Below are 19,158 nucleotides of genomic sequence, written 5' to 3' on the forward strand. Positions count from 1 at the left end.
TGTTTTTAAACGGTCATTTTTTCGTCATATAAGTGTCATCGGGATTGCCTAGTGTAAGTAAAAGCTCAAGGAGTCGAAAATATGTTCGCAAAATTAAATCAGTATCGTCAGAACTTCCAGAACTTAAATTTACCCTTACCAAAACCTAAAAAAGCACAATCACAATATAAATTTGAATGGGTTGAAGACCTGAAACAACTCAAAGAAGTACAAAAATTTCGTGCAGTACAATTCGCAGATCAGTTTGGCATTACATTTGAAAATGGATTAGATCAAGATTTATATGACCTTGATTGTGAGCATGCGGTATTACGTGATAAATGGAGCAATGAGATTGTTGCCTATACACGCCTGAAGTTGATTCAGGGGCATGAGCTTGCACGTAGTTATAGCGCACAAGAATTTGATGTTTCTCAACTTTCACATCTATCTAATATTGTGGAAATAGGCCGTACTTGTGTACATCCGCGTTATCGTAATGGACGTGCATTGTCGATGTTGTGGTTAAATTTGGTTCCGACAGTACTGTGGAAAATGAAGGCAAAACACTTAATGGGATGTGTCAGCATTCGTTTGGAAGACAATAAGGCACGTGCTTACTATACACATCAGCATTTGAAGAAAATGACTGCCAAACAGTCAATTGATATAAAGGCAAATCTCGCTTTTGAACCAAGTCATCCAGAGTATAGCTTTCCACAAGATGAACGAATTCCAAAGTTGTTTGATGTCTATTTGAAAATGAATGCGCGTTTATCGAAACAGGCATATCACGATGAAGCATTTAATTGTTTAGATTATTTTGTCTTTTTAGATGTCAATGAAATTGCCAAAAATTTTGTTTTAAACAAAATGGTTAATCGCTGAGTGTCCGAAAAATAAGGGGACTTAGAGTTTGAGCCGCGAATAAGTACCCAATTATTCTGCTGATCTATGTTAAGTCATTGGTCTAATATGCATCTGTTTGCAGTTATTTTCAGTTATTGAGATTTGCAAGCAGATGCGTAGTCATGCACAATATTCTTATAAATAAAATGCTGTATGAATACACTATGTGCCAATTGCTTGGAATGAACTGCGCTGCTCCCACTGATATTACTTTCTCGTTTCGTGGGTTTTCTCAACGTGCAGGAATAACCTCTGATCATTCTGATGGGTTTGGTATTGCCTTTTTTGAAGATAAAGCATGTCGTTTATTTGTCGACAATCAATCTGCAGTCTTATCACCGATTGCTGAACTGGTACGTAACTATCCAATCAAATCGCGGAATGTCATTGCGCATATTCGTAAAGCAACTCAAGGTAAAATCACCTTAGAAAATTCTCACCCCTTTATTCGTGAGTTATGGGGCAGACAGTGGATTTTTGCGCACAATGGTGATTTACATAACTTTCATCCACATTTGTCGGGGCGTTTTACCCCTGTAGGCAGTACCGACAGTGAACTGGCATTTTGTTATTTGCTTGAACAACTGGTTTTAAGATTTGGTTATTTTGAACCGAGTTTAAATGATGTATTTGCCTTGCTTGAAGAAATTTCACCTAAAATTGCAGAATATGGCACTTTTAATTTTTGCCTCTCCAATGGACAAGCTTTGTTTAGTTATGCGACAACGAAGCTGCATTGGATTGTACGTGAGTATCCATTTACATATGCACGCTTAGTCGATATTGATGTTGATATTGATTTTAGTCAATTTACAACAAAAGAAGATCGTGTTGCCGTGATTACCACAGAGCCATTAACTCAAAATGAAGTTTGGACTGCATACCAGCCTGGTGAGATGATTTTATTTAAAGATGGTCAAGTGATAAAAACAGCAACAACACATGTCGAAAGACTTGCTCGTGAGGCTGCTGATCCAAGTTTGGTTAGAGTCACCAAGGCAGATCAATATTAGTTTGATCTGAATGAATTCATATGAGATTGGGGGAAGGAGTTATTCGCTAACTACATGTTTTTTTAAACATAAATAATTGTAAAAATAAAAAAATCAATTTATCTAGCCCATTCAGGTTTTTATAGGTGCTTTTGCACCAGCTATAGATGCAAGAATTATCTTAGATCGATAGCAATTTCCTTATCATTCGTTTGCAGGCTTTTTCACGATATCCTGTAAAAATTACTTCGGATTATTTATTGTAAATCGCATTATTTTGAATGATCAAAGTCTCATATTCAATTGTATAGGATGGTCATTTTTGAGACTTAACGGAATATTTTGATGTTGTTAAAGCAAAGAGAAGATAATGAAATAATAATGTTTAATTATATTTTATTGAAAAAAATGAGTAATAATATCGTTATAATTGTTTAAATATTAAAGATCTTTCATAAATCAAAAAATGATGATGTGGCGTGAATCATATTGGGATTGAAAGTTCTTTCTCCCTTTGGGAGAAGGCTAGGATGAGGGCGCTTTTATGTTGATTTATGGTTTTAAAAAGGACTTATGAAAGAAGTCTATTATATAAAATTGCCGTGATAAAATTTATATTTTAGCTCTTTTAAAAGTGGATCATGAAATAAGTGGGATAAAAATAGCACATATAAAATAATTTTCACTTGAATAAAGAAAGTATTTAAAAATATAACAAAATCACAAAAGAATATTTTTTCTTATTTTGCAAAAATGATTGAGTAATTTTATCACGAGTAATCGTATGGAAACGTGCAAATAAAAATATCATTTGAGGGGGTGTTTAAAACTTTTCGATTACACATTTATAATCATTTATTCATGCTAAATAATAAATATAGACAATCAGTAAAATTATTTAAACTTAATAATTGGTTAAAAAATATCTTACTCTTTTAGTGCGGATTAAAATATTATCCAAGAATAAACAATAACTTAATTTATTTCATAGTTTTTTTAATGAATCCCGACTAATACAGTTCATTTTTATTTAGAGAGATAGCCGTTAATATGGTTGCTGAAGGTCAAGACATTATTTTAAGGTGATCGTATGAAGATGAGATGGATTCCAGAATATAATACGGGTATCGATGTGATCGACGATCAACATAAAAGGATTTTGGATTACATCAATGAAATTGATGAAATCGGTATGGCAACGGATCGTGCCCGTATTAAGCAAATTCTTGATAATATTATTGACTATACACAATCTCATTTTACCTTTGAAGAAAGCTTACAAGAAGAAGCGGGTTATAAATACCGTGTTCCTCATAAACGTGTACATGACTTATTTATTAAACGTATCGAAAGTTATCGTACCAGTTTTGAAGAAGGGCATTCTATAGAAAAAGAATTGCATGAGGTGTTGTCTAAATGGTTAATTAATCATATTCAACATGATGATGCAGATTATGTGGGGGCTGTAAAATTAAATATGATGGGGATCATTAAAGAAAACGAGAAGAAAAAAGGCAAAAATTGGTTTGCAAGATTTTTTTCATAATTTACAGGCATTTTATGATTGTGAAATTATGGGAATCACCTGCTCTCTAACTAAAAAAATTCAGAGGGGATAAAAAGAAATAACAAAGATTATAACAAGATCTAGCGCAGCAAATCATCGAGGGGTGATTTGCTTTTTTCTTTTAAGCTTTGATTTTCAGCATCGACAAAGGCAAAATAGCAGAACTTTTTACGAAACACCTCATGCAGGATTATTCTATGTCACGATGGTTATCGCCGCTCATGGCATTTTGTTTATCATTTATAATTATCGCAGGCTTAGCTCCAAGTCTGGATATTCAAATTGATCGGCAAATTGATTTTTGGATATTGTGGTTAGTGTCAATGCTGGTGTTGGCATTGCCGATTACTTATTTAGAAGTTGCTTTAGCAAAGCGTTCTAAAACAACTGCACTCAATGCCTTGTCTAGCTTAACTCGTGATGCTGACGCATCTCAATCGTGGCGTATTGTGGGTTGGCTGGCTGTTATCTTTATTCCATTCTTAGCGGGCGGGATTTTATCGAATATCAGCCAAAGTACTGTGCAGATTGCGAATTTACCGATAGAAGGTCATTTGTTATTTGCAGGTGCCGCTGTAGTGGCTTTTACTTTGTCTTTTGCGCCTCGTCAAATTTTAGTGGGTTTGATCACGCTAGGCGTACTGCTTTCTTTAATCCTTGCACAGGTTTTCGGTACACACTTATCCGCTTGGCATGTTACTCCTGTAGAGTTTAAAGAGTGGGGCAATGCAACGATTTTAGCCCTTGTGGCCACAGGTCTCGGTTTAGGCTTGTATTGGCAAACCAGCTTGTTGAATGTCCAACAGAATAATGAGGCATCTAAAACAGCTTTACCGATTTGGATTGCGCAACTGGTTGCTGTGATTGCCTTTGGTTTTTTTGCAGCTTCAGCACAAATCCCTGCCTATACTTTATTATTTACTGCAGTCATTTCAGCCGCGTTATTATTACAACTCGGCAAAGAACAGTTAGCTCAACGCCAAGTCGCAATACTTATTCAATTTGTAGTGTTGTTGGTGGCATTATTCATTTGGGCAATTCCAAACATTGCAGTGCTGTTTAATCCATTGCTGATGATTTGGGGCTTGGTCATTTGCTTGATTTATTCGATCTTTGTGGGTTGGATCATGAAAATCAGCCATCTGCGTAAAGCAATCAATTTTAGTTCAGAAGCGTTTTATAATATTTGGCGTATTGCGGTACGAATTGTTTTACCTTTGAGTATTGTGTTGGCATTGGTATCCTATATTGGGCAGTTAATTTAAGGGTCAGGTGATTCTCGTGGCAAAGATTTGGGTGGCATATGCTGCCGAAAAGCAACAATTTCACATTGAGTTACAATTTTCTCAAGGCATGACGATTGCCGATGCAATTGCGCAAAGTGGATTGGCGCAACAAGTAGAATTGCCTGAAAATTTTAGTTTTGGTATTTTTGGAGTGAAAATAAAAGCGCAATCGCATTTGCTACAAGCAGGTGATCGTGTTGAAATTTATAGAGCTTTAACGATTAATCCAAAAGATATTCGTCGCAATCGCGCAAAAGCAAATCCTGTCGGACGTTACTGCCGCGGCAATCGCTATCAACAATTGTTATTTAAATAAGGCGTTATTTACAATAATCGCTTTAAACAATTGAATGCATATGAAAAACCCCTCATTGAGGGGTTTCTTTTTATCGCAAAGTGTCTATAGTGGGGGCGCATTCAATATTGCTTCTTTAGAAGCAGGTAAACCAGGTTGAGACTCAGGAATGGTTTCTAAACCTTCAATTTTGTTTACGACACCTGATTGATCAAAATAAACCTTTAAATGTTGGCCATGTGCTGCGGGAATCTTCGCTTTTTTCGCGTAAGTTCCTGGGATATAGTTGTAAATGTAATCCCATCGTCCTGGATTCAATGGATCTGAGACTGTTGGGCTACCCAACAAGAATTGTACTTGTTGGTAGGTCATACCGACTTGAATTTTTGAAGCTTGAGCTTGGGTTAACGGTGTTCCCTGAGGAATATCGACTTTGTATACTCCAAATACAGAACAACCACCAAGTAAAGAAGCGACGAATAACGTCAGCATGATTTTTTGCATTTTGCTACACTATCCCAAATTAATTATGATGCAATTGATCCAAGGATAGATCATACTGCATCTCAACTCTGTTGCATATTCCAACTTAAAATTTGTTGAGAGACCTTTTTATATGCCTATTTCAAATCAAGATTTACGCAAAGCTGGACTTAAAGTTACCCTACCACGAATCAAGATTTTGGAATTATTAGAAAATTCAAGACAACACCACTTGAGCGCGGAAGACATTTATAAAACATTACTCGAACAAGGTGAAGATGTCGGTCTAGCGACCGTATATCGTGTGTTAACACAATTTGAAGCTGCTGGAATTATCCAGCGCCATCATTTCGAAAACAATCATTCTGTTTTTGAAATTATGCAAGAAGATCATCATGATCATTTGGTTTGTCAAAATTGTAACAAAGTCGTTGAATTTACTAATGAAACCATCGAGCATGAGCAACATTCGGTAGCTGAGAAACACGGCTTTCAATTGACTGGACATTCTTTGAATCTGTACGGTTATTGTGATGAACCTGCATGTCAGGAAGCTTATCGTAAGCGCTAGAATCACATAAATACAACAAATGAAGAGGGGGCTTAACCAAGCCCCCCTCTTTTTATATCAGCTTATTTTTTTCTTTTGAACTACTGTCCATCAAAGGTGAGTTTGCTATTTGAATTGAGTAGCTGTGCACCACCTTCTTCATCCAATTTGATTTGTAGACGTAAATCATTTGGAGAGTCGGCATGTTTAAGTGCGTCTTTATAGGTAATTTGTCCTGCTTTATAGAGGTCAAATAAAGCTTGGTCAAACGTCTGCATACCCAATTCACGAGAACGCTTCATCAAATCCTTAATTTCATGGACATCACCTTTACGGATTAAGTCTGAAACTAAGGGTGAGTTGATGAGAATTTCAATTGCAGCACGACGAGAATTACCGTCTGGGGTTGGAATCAATTGTTGTGCAACCATGGCCTTGAGGTTAAGTGATAGATCCATAAACAACTGGCTATGACGGTCAGACTCAAAGAAGTGAATAATCCGGTCAATTGCTTGGTTAGCATTGTTGGCATGTAGTGTGGCAAAGACTAAGTGACCTGTTTCAGCAAAAGCGATGGCATAGTCCATGGTTTCACGAGAGCGGATCTCACCAATCAAGATCACATCTGGTGCTTGACGCAAAGTATTCTTAAGCGCAATTTCAAAAGAATCTGTATCAATTCCGACTTCACGTTGGGTAATAATACATCCTGCATGTTCGTGTACAAATTCAATTGGGTCTTCTATGGTGATGATATGACCTTTAGAATTTTGATTACGATAACCAATGATGGATGCAAGCGAAGTTGATTTACCTGTCCCTGTTGCACCAACAAAGATAATGATCCCACGTTTGGTCATTGCGAGATCTTTAAGGATAGGCGGCAATTTAAGCTCATCCATAGTCGGAATTTGAGTTTCAATACGACGCAAAACCATTCCAGGCATATCACGTTGTTGAAAAGCGCTGACACGGAAACGCGCAGTTTTATCGCGATTGGTAATGGCAAAGTTACATTCACGGGTCTCAGCAAATTCTTTACGCTGCTTTTCACTCATAATAGAGTTAAGCAATTGCATAATAATTTCGCCGTTTAACTTGGTTTTTACCACAGGAACAATTTGACCATTAATTTTCATTGATGGTTCAACATCGGCGGTAATAAATAAGTCTGATGCTTTTTGCTCAATCATCATGTTGAGCAAGTCATTAAAGTCCATCTTTTTTAAACCTCAATAATCCATTTTATAAGAATGATTCTGGTTGTTTTGCTACATTTCTTGCAACTTGAGGACTAATAACACCTTTGGCGACCAGTGTTTTTAAACTCTGATCCAATGTGGTCATACCATAGTTTGCACCGGTTTGAATTGCTGAATACATCTGTGCAACTTTGTTTTCACGGATTAAGTTACGAATTGCAGGAATACCGATCATGATTTCGTGTGCTGCAACTCGTCCGCCACCATTCTTTTTCAGGAGGGTTTGTGAAATAACCGCTTGTAATGATTCTGACAGCATGGCACGGACCATGTCTTTTTCTTCAGCTGGGAATACGTCAATCACACGGTCAATGGTTTTTGCCGCTGATGTGGTGTGTAGTGTACCGAAAACCAAGTGACCTGTTTCTGCTGCTGTTAAAGCAAGGCGAATGGTTTCAAGGTCACGCATCTCACCAACCAAGATAATGTCAGGGTCTTCACGTAACGCAGAACGTAGCGCTTCATTAAAGCCATGTGTATCACGATGCACTTCACGCTGGTTGATGAGACATTTTTTAGATTGGTGTACAAATTCGATTGGATCTTCGACCGTTAAAATATGGTCATAGCGACTGTCGTTAATAAAGTCAATCATAGAGGCCAATGTGGTTGATTTACCAGAACCTGTTGGACCTGTTACAAGGATCAAACCACGGGGTAATTCACAAAGATCTTTAAAGATTTGTCCTAAACCTAAATCTTCCATGGTCAATACTTTAGAAGGAATGGTACGAAATACAGCACCCGCACCACGGTTTTGATTGAATGCGTTGACACGGAAACGGGCAATACCTGGAACTTCAAATGAGAAGTCAGTTTCTAATTGTTCTTCAAAATCACGACGTTGTTTATCATTCATGATGTCATAAACCAGTCTGTGAACTTCTTTATGTTCCAATGCTGGTAAATTGATACGACGGACCTCACCATCGACACGAATCATCGGTGGCATACCTGCTGAAAGGTGTAAGTCAGATGCACCGTTTTTGACGGAAAACGCCAATAATTCTGTAATATCCATAATGTCCCCGAATAAAAACCTATTTGCTTAATTATTTTGTAGAATAATAAGGCCTTTCACTCAGCATAACCAACAATTTCATTGCTTGGAAGCTGAAATTTTTATGAAATGAGAACCTTGTCAATGAATGATCTAAATCAAGCCCGAAATCATGTACTCGCGCAAATTCAGCAGGCCTGTTTGGCTGCAAATCGAGATGTGAGTCAGGTACAGTTGTTGGCAGTTTCCAAAACACATCCAAGTACGTTATTAAAAGAAATGTATGCTACGGGGCAGCGTGCTTTTGGGGAAAATTATTTACAAGAAGCGCTGGAAAAAATTGAAGATTTAACAGATTTAGAGATCGAATGGCATTTCATTGGTCATGTACAGCGCAATAAAACCAAGCATCTTGCTGAAAAGTTTGCGTGGGTGCATGGTGTTGATCGTTTTATCATTGCAGAGCGTCTCTCAAATCAACGAGAAGCGACTCAAACGCCATTAAATATTTGCTTGCAAGTCAATATTGATGCACAAGACAGTAAAGACGGTTGTCAGCCTGATGAAGTTGCAGATCTGGTGAAACAAATCAGTCAATTAAAGAATTTAAAGTTGCGTGGTTTAATGGTGATTCCTGCACCTGATCATCCGCAAGCATTTAGTGATGCAAAGCAATTGTTTGATCAGGTTAAAGTTCATCATGCGCATGCTGAAGATTGGGATACGTTAAGCATGGGGATGTCTGGAGATATGGTGGAAGCCATTGCCGCAGGGTCAACCATGGTACGTATTGGGACAGCTTTGTTTGGTGCACGAGATTATTCAAATCAGCGTTAAAGGTTGTAGCGAAATCGGCGAGAAGGCTGAGTTAATTTTCGCTGGGTTTAAGTTTAATTTAATTTAGATTTAATGCTGTAAACGTATAAGACATCAATAATTCTAATCCATTGAGATTGTTGATGACTATTTTTCATGTACTTATTCTTGCCATCATACAAGGGTTTGCAGAACTGCTGCCTGTATCCAGTTCAGCGCATGTGATTGTGGCTGAAAAATTGATGGGTTTTGACCCATCAGCGCCTGATATGACGTTTTTATTGGTGATGCTACATACAGGAACCATGTTTGCGGTCATTGTGTATTTTTGGAAGTCTTGGCGCACAACCTATTTTTCGTCATGGGATCGCTTTAAAAAACAAGCATGGTTTGTGATTGTTGCAACAGGCATCACGGGCGTACTCGGATTGGCACTGCAATCGATGATCAAACATGTTTTTTTTGCTGGGGCAAGCCACTTTGAAATTGAGCAATTGTTTAGCAACTCAAAATTAATGGCTGCTGCTTTAGCTTCTGCTGGTGTATTGATTATTTTATCCTCTCGATTAGATCGTGGACAGGTTGGTGATATGACGGTGAAAAGTGCGGCATGGATTGGCGCTGTTCAGGCTTTATGCTTGCCGTTTCGTGGTTTTTCACGTTCAGGTGCAACAATTTCAACAGGATTATTTTTAGGTGTTGCTCGCCAAAAAGCGGAAGAGTTTAGTTTTGCCTTGGCAGTGGTGTTAACCCCGGCGGTGATTGTAAAAGAGCTTTATCGATTGCTACATGCCGAGAATTTTCAAAATATCCATTTAGCTCAACTGCTTTTACCCAGTATGTTTGGGATGCTGTTTAGCTTTATTGCAGGTCTTGTTGCTTTAAAATGGCTATCGAGTTGGCTTGAACATGGTCGTTGGCATTTCTTTGGTATTTATTGTCTGATTTTCTCTGGCGTCGTTTTACTCATTGGTTAAATCTAGGCTTTCAAACACTGACTTTTCAATATATCACTCTTTTCAATATCTCACTTTAAATCTAAGCGTTCAATCCTGTGTAAAATATTGAACGCTAAGGGTCATTTTTCCTATTAGTATTAGACTTCTTTGCTTAAGTTGAGTACAAAAATAATGCGGGATTATATGTATAGCGAATGATTTTTAAGAGTGATAGGGAAGTTTATGTCTGCATATTATCAATTGATTCAGCGTCATATCGATGAGAAGGGTGTAGTGACTGCACATTATCAATCGACACATCATGCTCAAGGGGCTTGGAATGCGCATGAGCAACATATGGCACCAGCGACAGGGGTTATTTGTGCTGAATTAGAGCAGTTTTCACCTCGAAATGATGTTCGAATTGGTCGTATAAGTTTAGATATTCTTGGATTAATCGCGGGTGGCGAATTTTATATTCGGACAAAAGTAATTCGTGCTGGCAAGACCATTGAACTGATTGAATCCGAAATGGTTACACAAGGTAAAATAAGTATTGTGGCGAGAACTTGGCGCATGATGACCAGCAATAGTCAAAGTGTTGCAGGTTTAGAGGATCAATCTATTGGAACGCCTGAACAGTTACCGATTTGGCATGAAATACGTCAGTGGCCTGGTGGATATATTCATTCGATTGAAGCAAGGACTGAGCAACGTCGACAGGGAGCTGGTATTGTATGGCTTAGCAATACTTTGGATATGGTTGAAGGTCAACCGACATCGGCATTTGTGAAGTTAATGGGAATGGTCGATACTGCAAATGGTGTCGTGGCGAGACAAACACCTCCTTTTAATTGGGGCTTTCCAAACTTAGATTTACAAATTCATTTATATCGTTTGCCCCAAGGTCAATGGTTAGGTTTAGAAACCGTACAACAGTATGGTGAAGATGGTATTGGTTTAACCAGTTCCGTCTTACATGATATTTATGGACCATTCGGACGTAGTGAACAGATTTTAACTCTAAGACCTGTACACGTTGAGTAGTTGCTGGTATGAAATCAAAAACTGTATTTCTACATACAGTTTTTTGATTTGTATTGATATTTATTCTTTTGAATAGTAATTAGATTTTTCACATTGGCTAAGATAAATCACTATAAAAAACAATTCTATGTACAGGTAAAATGAAGCTGATAAGTATCCGTTTAAGCATTTGGAATTTACTTTAAGGCAAACTATTCAGTTAACTTTTTTAAAATATACTCAACAATTCTAGATGTAATATGATCGTCAATTTGACTATACTGATTTGAATAAGATTTAAAAACTGGAAATAGAATATGTATAAATCCAAACTATTATTATGGTTATGTCTTTGTGCTTTAATCAGCGCTTGTAGTACTGCAAAATATTCTTCAACGCAGGATGCTACTTCGCAAGAAATCGAATCTGCACCATCACCTACCTCAGCAACAGCTAAAGCTGCACCAGCGCCTATTTCCAACCAAAATCGAGTAAAGTCAGAAGAGCGTTTGGGAACGAAATGGGGAGATGACGTAAGTTCATATGTGACTCAAGTTGATTTAAAACGTTTGAGTAGTCATCCTATTGATGAAACTCAAATTCGTTATGCCAGTAAGCAATTTTCAGGACGCAGTATTAACAGCATTTCTTTAGCCGCTGGAAAAATTAGCTTTTCTGTTGTGGATGATCGTGGGCGAATTTTACCGCTATATCGTGATGGCGAGCGTTATTATCTCTCTGCCCGTGATGGACAAACCTATCAATTGCGTTATGCCAATACCAGTAGCCAAACCTTTGAAGTTGTTGCAAGTGTCGATGGCCTAGATGTTCTCAATGGAAGTAAAGCTTCACGTTCAAATAGTGGTTATGTGTTAAGACCTTATAGCTCATTTGCGATTGAAGGTTTTAGAAAAAGTAACTCATCTGTAGCTTCATTTATTTTTAGTAAGCCGAATGATGCCTATGCCGCCAACTCTGCCAGTGGTTCTATTCAAAATACTGGTGTGATTGGTACAGTGGTGTATGAGTTAAAAGCCCCTAAATACGATCTACCCAAAAAATCTAAGGATACTTATGCGCCTGCACCAAATGCCTTTCCTGCGGATTAATTAAAAATATTAAGAAGTGAGAGGGATCACATTATCCCTCTTATTTTTTGAGATGTTATAATGTTACATAATTGCAATAATTTAAAAATAGCGCAGTCAAAACAGCTACGATATTATGACTTTGATAATAATCTACGTAACTTATAAACTTTAAAATAGGTTTTATAATGAAAAATATAAATATATTTCTCTGCCTTTTGTTGTGTATTTTTCTAGCTGCATGTTCGAAAAAATCAGATGAAAGCGCATCACAATCCCAAACCGAAGCGACCAGTGCAGATGCTGCTGCTGAAGCAACCAACAATCAAGTTGCAGCTGATGAAAAGTTAGGCACAAAGTGGGGCGATGAAATTGATTCCCATGTGACTGAAGTGCAGTTAAAGCGTAAATCTGATTCACCTCTTGCTGAAACTATCGTGCAATATGCAGATAAGAACTACAAAGGTAAAACGGTCAATTCAATTTCTATTGCCGCAGGAAAAGTGAGTTTTTCTGTTGTAGATGATCGTGGAAACCGAATTCCAATGTATCGTGTTGGACAAAGCTACTATTTGTCAGGGCGTGAAGGGCAAAGCTATCAACTTCAGTATGAAAATAACACAGCGAAAACCTTTGAAGTGGTTGCCAGTGTTGATGGTGTAGATGTCATAGATGGCAGTGAGGCGTCCCGAAGTAATTCTGGTTATGTCTTACATGCACATGATTCTTTGAAAATTGAAGGTTTCCGTAAGAGTGAATCTGCTGTTGCTTCCTTTACTTTTAGTAAGCCTAAAGATGCGTATGCTGCGAACTCAGAGAATGGTTCCATTCAGAATGCTGGTGTAATTGGTACGGTTTTATATGAGTTGGAAGCACCAGAAGATGAGGCTAAACCCGTGAATAAATATGCACCTCCACCAAATGCATTTCCAGCAGATCGTTAATTTATTCATTTATAATGATAATAGGCATTCTTAAAATAAAGAATGCCTATTATTTTTAAACTTAATGAAATTAAATGAAAACTATAAAGAGTTTTAATACAATGAAATTACTTAAAATATGCACTGTAATCTTAATGGGCATGGTATCTATGCAAGTATTTGCAAATCCTATTGAAGATCAATATAAAACCCTTATTACACCTCAGCCCAGTTATGCCAAATTTCAAGAAAACTTTGATACGATCCTTGGTAAAATTGAAGAAATAACTGAACGCGTAACTCAAATACAGGACAAATCTGAGCTTTATCCTATGTGTGTCGCGATACAAAGCTCGATCACTGCTATGAAAAATAATCAAAAATATAAGGCTCAATATGATCGTGACTATAAGCAGTTTGATACGACATTTGATGAAACTTTAGCAGAAGCCACACAAGGCTTAAGTGATAAAAAAGAAATTTGTGATCAAGCTAAGCAAGCGTATTTAGAACATAAATAAATGCGTTGAATTTAGGTTTTAGAGGAGGCGCTCCTCCTCATTTATTTTAACTCACCACATCAATCATACTTGCACCCGCCCCTAAAGGACGCACCTGAATTTGCACAGGAATACGTTCATGCATTTCCTGTATATGTGAAATCAATACAACTTTACGCCCTTGATTCTGCAATTGATCTAATGCATTCATGACCATATGTAAAGAAGATGCATCTAATGTACCAAAACCTTCATCGATAAAGAGAGATTCAATTTTCATTGAACCTGATGCCATATTGGCAATTGCCAAAGACAAGGCAAGGGCAGTCAAGAATGACTCACCCCCTGAAAGTGAGGCAACAGAACGGGTTTCACCGTCCATATCATGGTCAATGATGGCAAGGCTGAGCGAATTATCTAATCGTTTTAAGGTATAACGTTGAGACAACATCGCCAATTGTTGGTTGGCGTGTTCGAGTAAAATATCCAGATTATACTGTTGTGCATAATCACGGAATTTCTTACCGGTCGCATCTCCCATTAAGCCTGAAATCTTGCCCCAGCGATGTTCTTCCTGTTGTACTTGTTGAATCTGATCAGCAAATTGCTTTTGCTTAGCAACATTTTGCTGATGCAATTCAAGTTTGAGTTTTAACTGATCACGGATTTCAAATTGGGTTTTCAGCGTATTCGCATTATCCAAAATCAATTGTTGTAGCTGTTCAAAATCAATTTCAGGTTGATGAAGCTTATGTTCGGTTAATTGCTCTTGTATGGTGTTAAGTGCTGAGTTGGCTTCATTTAACATTCGTTCAGCATGTTGCAGTTGTTGGCGGATCTGTTGTTCTTGTACCGCCGTGATTTGAGCCAAGTGCTCTAAATCATCAGGCTGAAAAGCTGAATGCTGAGTGAGCCATTGCTGAATATCCTGATTCACTTGAATGAGGTTATTCTGATTGTGTTGTTGCTGGGCTTTGAGTTGTTCGAGCTGACTTTTTTCTTGCTCAAATTGATTGCGTAATTGATTAAAGCTTTGTTTCTGTTGTTGGTAAAGCGTCTGAATTTTCTGATATTCATGCTCATACTGCGTTAACCATTCATTCGGTTTAACTTCGGTTAATCCTGTCATATTTTGAATGAGTTGATTTGCCAATTCTGTGTTTTGTTGCCCTTTCAGTTTTATCTCGTTCAAGCTATGGGCAGTTTCAGAAATTTGTTTGGTTGCATTCGCTATATTGAGTTGAGCTGTATTGAGTTGCTGTAGATATTGATCATGCTGTTTCGACAATAACTCAAGCTGTTCAAGCTGTTGTGTACGTGTATTTAATTGGCTCAAGATATGTTGTGCTGTGGTGATACTATATTGTTGCCATGCATTTTTTTCACGATCAGCTAAGCAACTGACAATATGCTGAACCTGATTGTGTAGGTTATTGGCATTTTGCAATAAATGTTCAGTGTGTTGAATGCTTTGACTTAATTGTTGCTGAATTTTGATGCTTTGAATCCCTTGCTTAGATTGTGCTTCCAATTGTTGAATCTCAAACTGATATTGCTGGGTAAGTTGCTCCAATTGTTGCTTAATTTCAGATTGTGTCTGAGTTAAGTTCAGCGGGATTTGAGCTGATTGACCTTGTTCAATACACAGCTGTTGTATGACGTTTATTTTTTCAGTCACATTTTGAAGAGTGGTCTTAAGCTGTTGCTGTTCGACACTCAATTTGGTCAAGTCTTGTTGAGCCGCTTGCCAAAGGTTAAAGGTTTCTTGTTCTTTGAGCGTGGCTTGTTGTTCCTGTTGCTGTTGTAACTCAAACAGTACTTTAGATACAGCAGAATCATCAAGGTGATAGGGATGAGTTGTGCTTCCACAAACAACACAAGCTTGACCATCTACTAATTCAGCTCTTAAATGTTCTACATTTTCAGCATGTAATAAGCGTTGCTGTTGTAAAACCTCTTGCAGTTTTAAGCGAGCTTGTTTAGCTGTTTGGAAATCTTGTTCAGTCTGTATTGTGGTTTTTTCAAGTTGTTGAAATTGCGCTGAGCAACGTTTCAATCGGTCATTAAGCTGCTGAGATTCAATCTTTAATTCAAAAAACTGGGCTAATTTTTGCTGTAACGTCGCCAATTGGTTGAGTTGGCTTAGTTTAAATTCACGTTGTTGACGCGTTTGTTCAAGCTGAGTTTCAAGTTGCTCCGCAGTTCCAAATTGATGAATTGAGTCTTGTAATTGTGTTTTTTGCTCAATTAATTTCGTTTCAGCCTGAGATACATTTCCTAATTGATTTTCAATAGACTGATAGTACTGAATAAATTGAGTTAACTGTTGCACATGTGCAGTTAAACCTTTATCCAAACTTGAGAACTGTTGAGTGTCTGCAAGTTGCTGATTTAAAATATTTCGTTTTTCTGTAATCTGCTGAATATGATGTTCAAGTTGTTGTTGTTGATTGAGTAGTGGGGTTTTAGACGATTCTAAATCATTTAATCTGGTCTGAATTTTCTTAAATTCGACCCCAATAAAATCCCGTTCCTGAATACATTTTCGTACTTCACTCAAAGACTCACGATGGGTGTTTTCGAAATTTTGTTGAACATTTAAAGCACTTTCAGTTTGGATAAAACGGGTCTGTTCAGTGTCAAATTGAACCTGTAATGTATCAAAAAGCTGTTGTTGTTTTTGAATTTGTGGTGCGAGTTGCTGTTCGGTTTTTATCAGTTGTTGCTTTTGAAAAATACTAGAGCGAATCTCTGAGAATATTTCTAAACGATTTAAACGTTCACGCTCAGGGATTAAGCCTTGTTGCGTCTGTAACTGTGTGTCAAGCAACTGTTGCTTAACGACAATTTCATCATTCAGTTTTTGTTTACGCTCAAACCATTGCTGCTGTTTTTCAAGTTGCGATTTTTCATCTTCAAGCTTTTTATAGTCTCGATTGATGTGTTGGAATTGTATGTGTAATTCAGCGGCATCTTCCTCAGAGAGAAGTTCAATATGGCCGAGAAGATTTTCCAATTCCTTACGTTTTGATGCCACCAATTTAGTTTTTTCATAGGCCAATTGGCCGACTTTTCCAAAAATGGATGAATTGGTTAAATACTCAAGTAATTCACCACGTTCATTGTCACGTGCTTTTAAAAAGGCTGTAACTTCGGACTGTGCCAAAAGAACTGCACGGGTAAATTGCTCAAAACTCAGTTGGGTAATTTTATAAATTGCTGATTCAACGGCTTTGGCTTTATCTGCTATTACTGTTCCATCAGTTAAGCATTTTAAATAGCGTTGGACACTTTGTAGTTTTCCATCTGCTTTTTCACGGGAACGTTTAAGTTCCCAGCGTGCCAAATAATGCTTTTGATCTTGTGCTACAAAACATAATTCAGCAAAGCCGTGTGCGGTACCACGGCGTAGTACAGTCAGTGGTGAGTTGGTTAAAAGTTCAGAGCCATCAACATCCTGTAATTTACCATCACTGTCTTTTAAACGTGGGATTTTATTAAACAGAGCAAGGCACATGGCATCCAAAATGGTTGATTTTCCTGCCCCTGTTTTTCCAACAATCGCCACTAAACCTGCTGAAGCTAATGGTTCAGATTCAAAATCTATAAAATGTTCACCAGAAAGAGACGCGAGATTTTTGAGTCGTATAGATAAAATTTTCACAGCAAACTCCTATGCGTCATGTTGATTTTCAAGCGTTTTTTCGGCTTCTTGTAATAAGCTTAAAAAGTCTTTCAAGACTGCATCATCATTGGTATAGCCATTTTTTTCCCAAAGTTGTTGAAAGAGTTTTTCTGGTGTTGGTGGTTCTAAATTGATTGATGTAATTTCATCGCTATTTTTTTCTGATGTGAAGTATTGTCTTGAGATGCGAACTAAGCGGTAACGGCTTTTAGGCAAGGCATCTTCAAATTGTTGGCGCAAATTGGGCGGAGGTGGAACATCGGTATGGTATTCAATATCGACATATTCACGCTGGTCAATATTTTCAATTTCACCGCTTGCTAATGCTTTTAATTTGGCTAAAACTTCGTTCAATTCCCCTTTAATTTTATGCAGTTGTACACTACGGGGAATAAATACACTTTCAAATGAAACCCGTGACTCATCTGTTTTAAGTGGGTCAATATTAACGTCGACAATTTGGTGTTTATAGTTGATTTCACTAAAGGATAATGGGATAGGTGAACCACTATAACGGATATGTTCCTGACCAACTTTTTGCGGTTTATGTAAATGCCCGAGTGCAACATAATCAATGCTATCTTCAAACAATGTGGTAGAAAGTGCTTCCTCATTGCCAATGATAATAGGCCGTTCAGAATCAGAGGTTTCTCCACCTTGCATATGGGCATGTGACATTAGAATGAGTGCTTGATTCTCTGTCTTTCTTTTTCGTGCTTCAGAAATCACCTGTTGATGTAAATAGGCAATGGCATTTTGACTGTTATTGGTTTGTTCATTAAAGCCAGTGATTTCGGCTGGGCGCAGAAACGGTAAGCTTAGGCACCAAGCAATAATATTTTTTTGTTCGTCATAAATTGGAATCAGTAAACGATCTAAATCAATTTGACCAAGCTCGTTTTTATGAATCACACCGACTGTTTTGGCGTGATATTTTTCAAGCAGAGGCTCAACTTGTTCAATGCGATAACCTGAATCATGATTACCTGCAATCATTAAGGTTTGCATATGTGGAGCAAGCTGATGTGCATTGGCTAGGAATTGATAGAGTTGTTTCTGCGCAGCAGATGCAGGATTGATGACATCGAATATATCACCTGCAATTAATAGGGCATGGGGTTGCTTTTCTTTGATTTGAGCTAATAACCACGCTAAAAATTGCTCATGTTCATACTGGCGAGAATGGTTATAGAAGAATTGTCCCAGATGCCAGTCTGAAGTATGAAGAAAGCGTACAGTCATTAGTTGGATAAGCCTTACAGAATTTAAAATTAAGGTAGCACAAATTGAATGCTTAAATCAGCTGTCAGGCCTTAATCACTTAATATGATCTGTATTTTTTATAAAAATTCTTAAAAATTTTTCACTATCTTTTAATTTCAACTGTTTCATGCAGCAGAATATAGACAGTTTTTTTCTCAAACATTCATTTAGATTTTTAATCAATCAAGCTTATTTTGCATTGGGATCAACTTGGACTAATCCAAAGGTATTATGATCTGCATCTAAAAAATAACCTTGCCAACATTTATTGGGAATAGCAAATTTCTCCATTGCTACTTGCCCACCCAAAGCTAAAATCTTTTCAGCAGTTGTATCAAAATCTTCAACTTCAAAGGAACAGGTAAAAGCATTGGTTCCGCAATGGGTGGGTGGTGTTTGAGCTGGACGCTCCAATAAGCCACCATGTATGTTGGCTGTTTCAATTTGAAAATATTGAATGGGTAGACCTTCAACTTTACTAAATTTCCAACCGAAAACTTCATGATAAAATTTAACTTCACGTTCAGGGTTTGAAGACTGAATTTCAAAGTAGCTTAGTGCGTTCATTGTTATTGTCCAATTTTAAATGTTTTGAT

The 19,158-nt window shown here is 37.5% G+C and carries 18 protein-coding genes; 12 read left to right on the top strand and 6 right to left on the bottom strand.

The window, feature by feature from the left end:
* The first annotated feature begins 81 nt into the window (after window positions 1-81).
* From AC07U8_RS04390 to AC07U8_RS04410, 5 genes are all read left to right on the top strand, one after another.
* On the top strand, window positions 82-867 hold the full coding sequence (locus AC07U8_RS04390) for a GNAT family N-acetyltransferase (RefSeq protein ID WP_004819394.1): 786 nt from the start codon (window positions 82-84) through the stop codon (window positions 865-867).
* 185 nt (window positions 868-1,052) lie between these two features.
* Window positions 1,053-1,901, top strand: a complete 849-nt coding sequence (locus tag AC07U8_RS04395; RefSeq protein ID WP_016539214.1) for a class II glutamine amidotransferase — start codon at window positions 1,053-1,055, stop codon at window positions 1,899-1,901.
* 1,069 nt (window positions 1,902-2,970) lie between these two features.
* Window positions 2,971-3,426, top strand: a complete 456-nt coding sequence (locus AC07U8_RS04400) for a bacteriohemerythrin (protein ID WP_004819397.1) — start codon at window positions 2,971-2,973, stop codon at window positions 3,424-3,426.
* Window positions 3,427-3,629: 203 nt separating this feature from the next.
* The gene (locus AC07U8_RS04405) at window positions 3,630-4,712 is read left to right on the top strand and encodes a hypothetical protein (protein ID WP_494737394.1); all 1,083 of its coding nucleotides are present in this window, start codon (window positions 3,630-3,632) and stop codon (window positions 4,710-4,712) included.
* Between the two features lie 16 nt (window positions 4,713-4,728).
* Window positions 4,729-5,049: an RnfH family protein gene (locus AC07U8_RS04410; RefSeq protein ID WP_004722741.1), complete on the top strand. Its 321-nt coding sequence runs from the start codon at window positions 4,729-4,731 to the stop codon at window positions 5,047-5,049.
* Window positions 5,050-5,133: 84 nt separating this feature from the next.
* Here the strand turns inward: AC07U8_RS04410 and AC07U8_RS04415 are convergent, their stop codons facing one another.
* Window positions 5,134-5,532 carry an outer membrane protein assembly factor BamE gene (locus tag AC07U8_RS04415; protein WP_004722739.1) on the bottom strand — a complete coding sequence of 133 codons (399 nt, stop codon included), beginning with the start codon at window positions 5,530-5,532 and terminating at the stop codon, window positions 5,134-5,136.
* A 112-nt stretch (window positions 5,533-5,644) separates the two neighbouring features.
* On the opposite strand from AC07U8_RS04415, the gene fur reads away from it, so the two are divergent.
* Entirely contained in the window at window positions 5,645-6,082 is a 438-nt protein-coding gene (fur, locus tag AC07U8_RS04420) for a ferric iron uptake transcriptional regulator (protein WP_004722737.1), read from the top strand.
* 80 nt (window positions 6,083-6,162) lie between these two features.
* Here fur and AC07U8_RS04425 read toward each other — a convergent pair whose 3' ends face one another.
* Both AC07U8_RS04425 and AC07U8_RS04430 read right to left on the bottom strand, forming a co-directional pair.
* Window positions 6,163-7,281 carry a PilT/PilU family type 4a pilus ATPase gene (locus AC07U8_RS04425; protein WP_004722736.1) on the bottom strand — a complete coding sequence of 373 codons (1,119 nt, stop codon included), beginning with the start codon at window positions 7,279-7,281 and terminating at the stop codon, window positions 6,163-6,165.
* Between the two features lie 25 nt (window positions 7,282-7,306).
* Window positions 7,307-8,344, bottom strand: coding sequence for a type IV pilus twitching motility protein PilT (locus AC07U8_RS04430; protein ID WP_004722735.1), 1,038 nt, complete (start codon window positions 8,342-8,344; stop codon window positions 7,307-7,309).
* A 123-nt stretch (window positions 8,345-8,467) separates the two neighbouring features.
* Between AC07U8_RS04430 and AC07U8_RS04435 the strand changes: the two genes are divergently transcribed.
* The 6 genes from AC07U8_RS04435 to AC07U8_RS04460 all read left to right on the top strand — a co-directional run bounded on the left by AC07U8_RS04435 (window position 8,468) and on the right by AC07U8_RS04460 (window position 13,635).
* Window positions 8,468-9,160, top strand: a complete 693-nt coding sequence (locus tag AC07U8_RS04435; protein WP_314338260.1) for a YggS family pyridoxal phosphate-dependent enzyme — start codon at window positions 8,468-8,470, stop codon at window positions 9,158-9,160.
* Window positions 9,161-9,282: 122 nt separating this feature from the next.
* A complete protein-coding gene (locus AC07U8_RS04440; RefSeq protein WP_494737395.1) occupies window positions 9,283-10,116 on the top strand; it encodes an undecaprenyl-diphosphate phosphatase in 834 nt (277 codons plus the stop codon).
* A 204-nt stretch (window positions 10,117-10,320) separates the two neighbouring features.
* Window positions 10,321-11,124 (top strand): thioesterase family protein, encoded by an 804-nt coding sequence (locus tag AC07U8_RS04445; protein ID WP_419312467.1) that lies wholly within the window; start codon window positions 10,321-10,323, stop codon window positions 11,122-11,124.
* Between the two features lie 296 nt (window positions 11,125-11,420).
* Window positions 11,421-12,212, top strand: coding sequence for a hypothetical protein (locus tag AC07U8_RS04450; protein WP_004819408.1), 792 nt, complete (start codon window positions 11,421-11,423; stop codon window positions 12,210-12,212).
* Window positions 12,213-12,379: 167 nt separating this feature from the next.
* A complete protein-coding gene (locus tag AC07U8_RS04455; protein ID WP_419305887.1) occupies window positions 12,380-13,135 on the top strand; it encodes a hypothetical protein in 756 nt (251 codons plus the stop codon).
* A 101-nt stretch (window positions 13,136-13,236) separates the two neighbouring features.
* Window positions 13,237-13,635, top strand: coding sequence for a hypothetical protein (locus AC07U8_RS04460; RefSeq protein ID WP_004819412.1), 399 nt, complete (start codon window positions 13,237-13,239; stop codon window positions 13,633-13,635).
* Window positions 13,636-13,681: 46 nt separating this feature from the next.
* Here AC07U8_RS04460 and AC07U8_RS04465 read toward each other — a convergent pair whose 3' ends face one another.
* The 3 genes from AC07U8_RS04465 to AC07U8_RS04475 form a co-directional block, all read right to left on the bottom strand.
* Window positions 13,682-17,278 carry an AAA family ATPase gene (locus AC07U8_RS04465; protein ID WP_494737396.1) on the bottom strand — a complete coding sequence of 1,199 codons (3,597 nt, stop codon included), beginning with the start codon at window positions 17,276-17,278 and terminating at the stop codon, window positions 13,682-13,684.
* A gap of 9 nt (window positions 17,279-17,287) precedes the next feature.
* A complete protein-coding gene (locus tag AC07U8_RS04470; protein ID WP_494737397.1) occupies window positions 17,288-18,541 on the bottom strand; it encodes an exonuclease SbcCD subunit D in 1,254 nt (417 codons plus the stop codon).
* Window positions 18,542-18,751: 210 nt separating this feature from the next.
* On the bottom strand, window positions 18,752-19,129 hold the full coding sequence (locus tag AC07U8_RS04475) for a VOC family protein (RefSeq protein WP_004722716.1): 378 nt from the start codon (window positions 19,127-19,129) through the stop codon (window positions 18,752-18,754).
* Window positions 19,130-19,158 lie beyond the last annotated feature (29 nt).

The organism is Acinetobacter sp. GW821-FHT01E09, assembly GCF_059422385.1.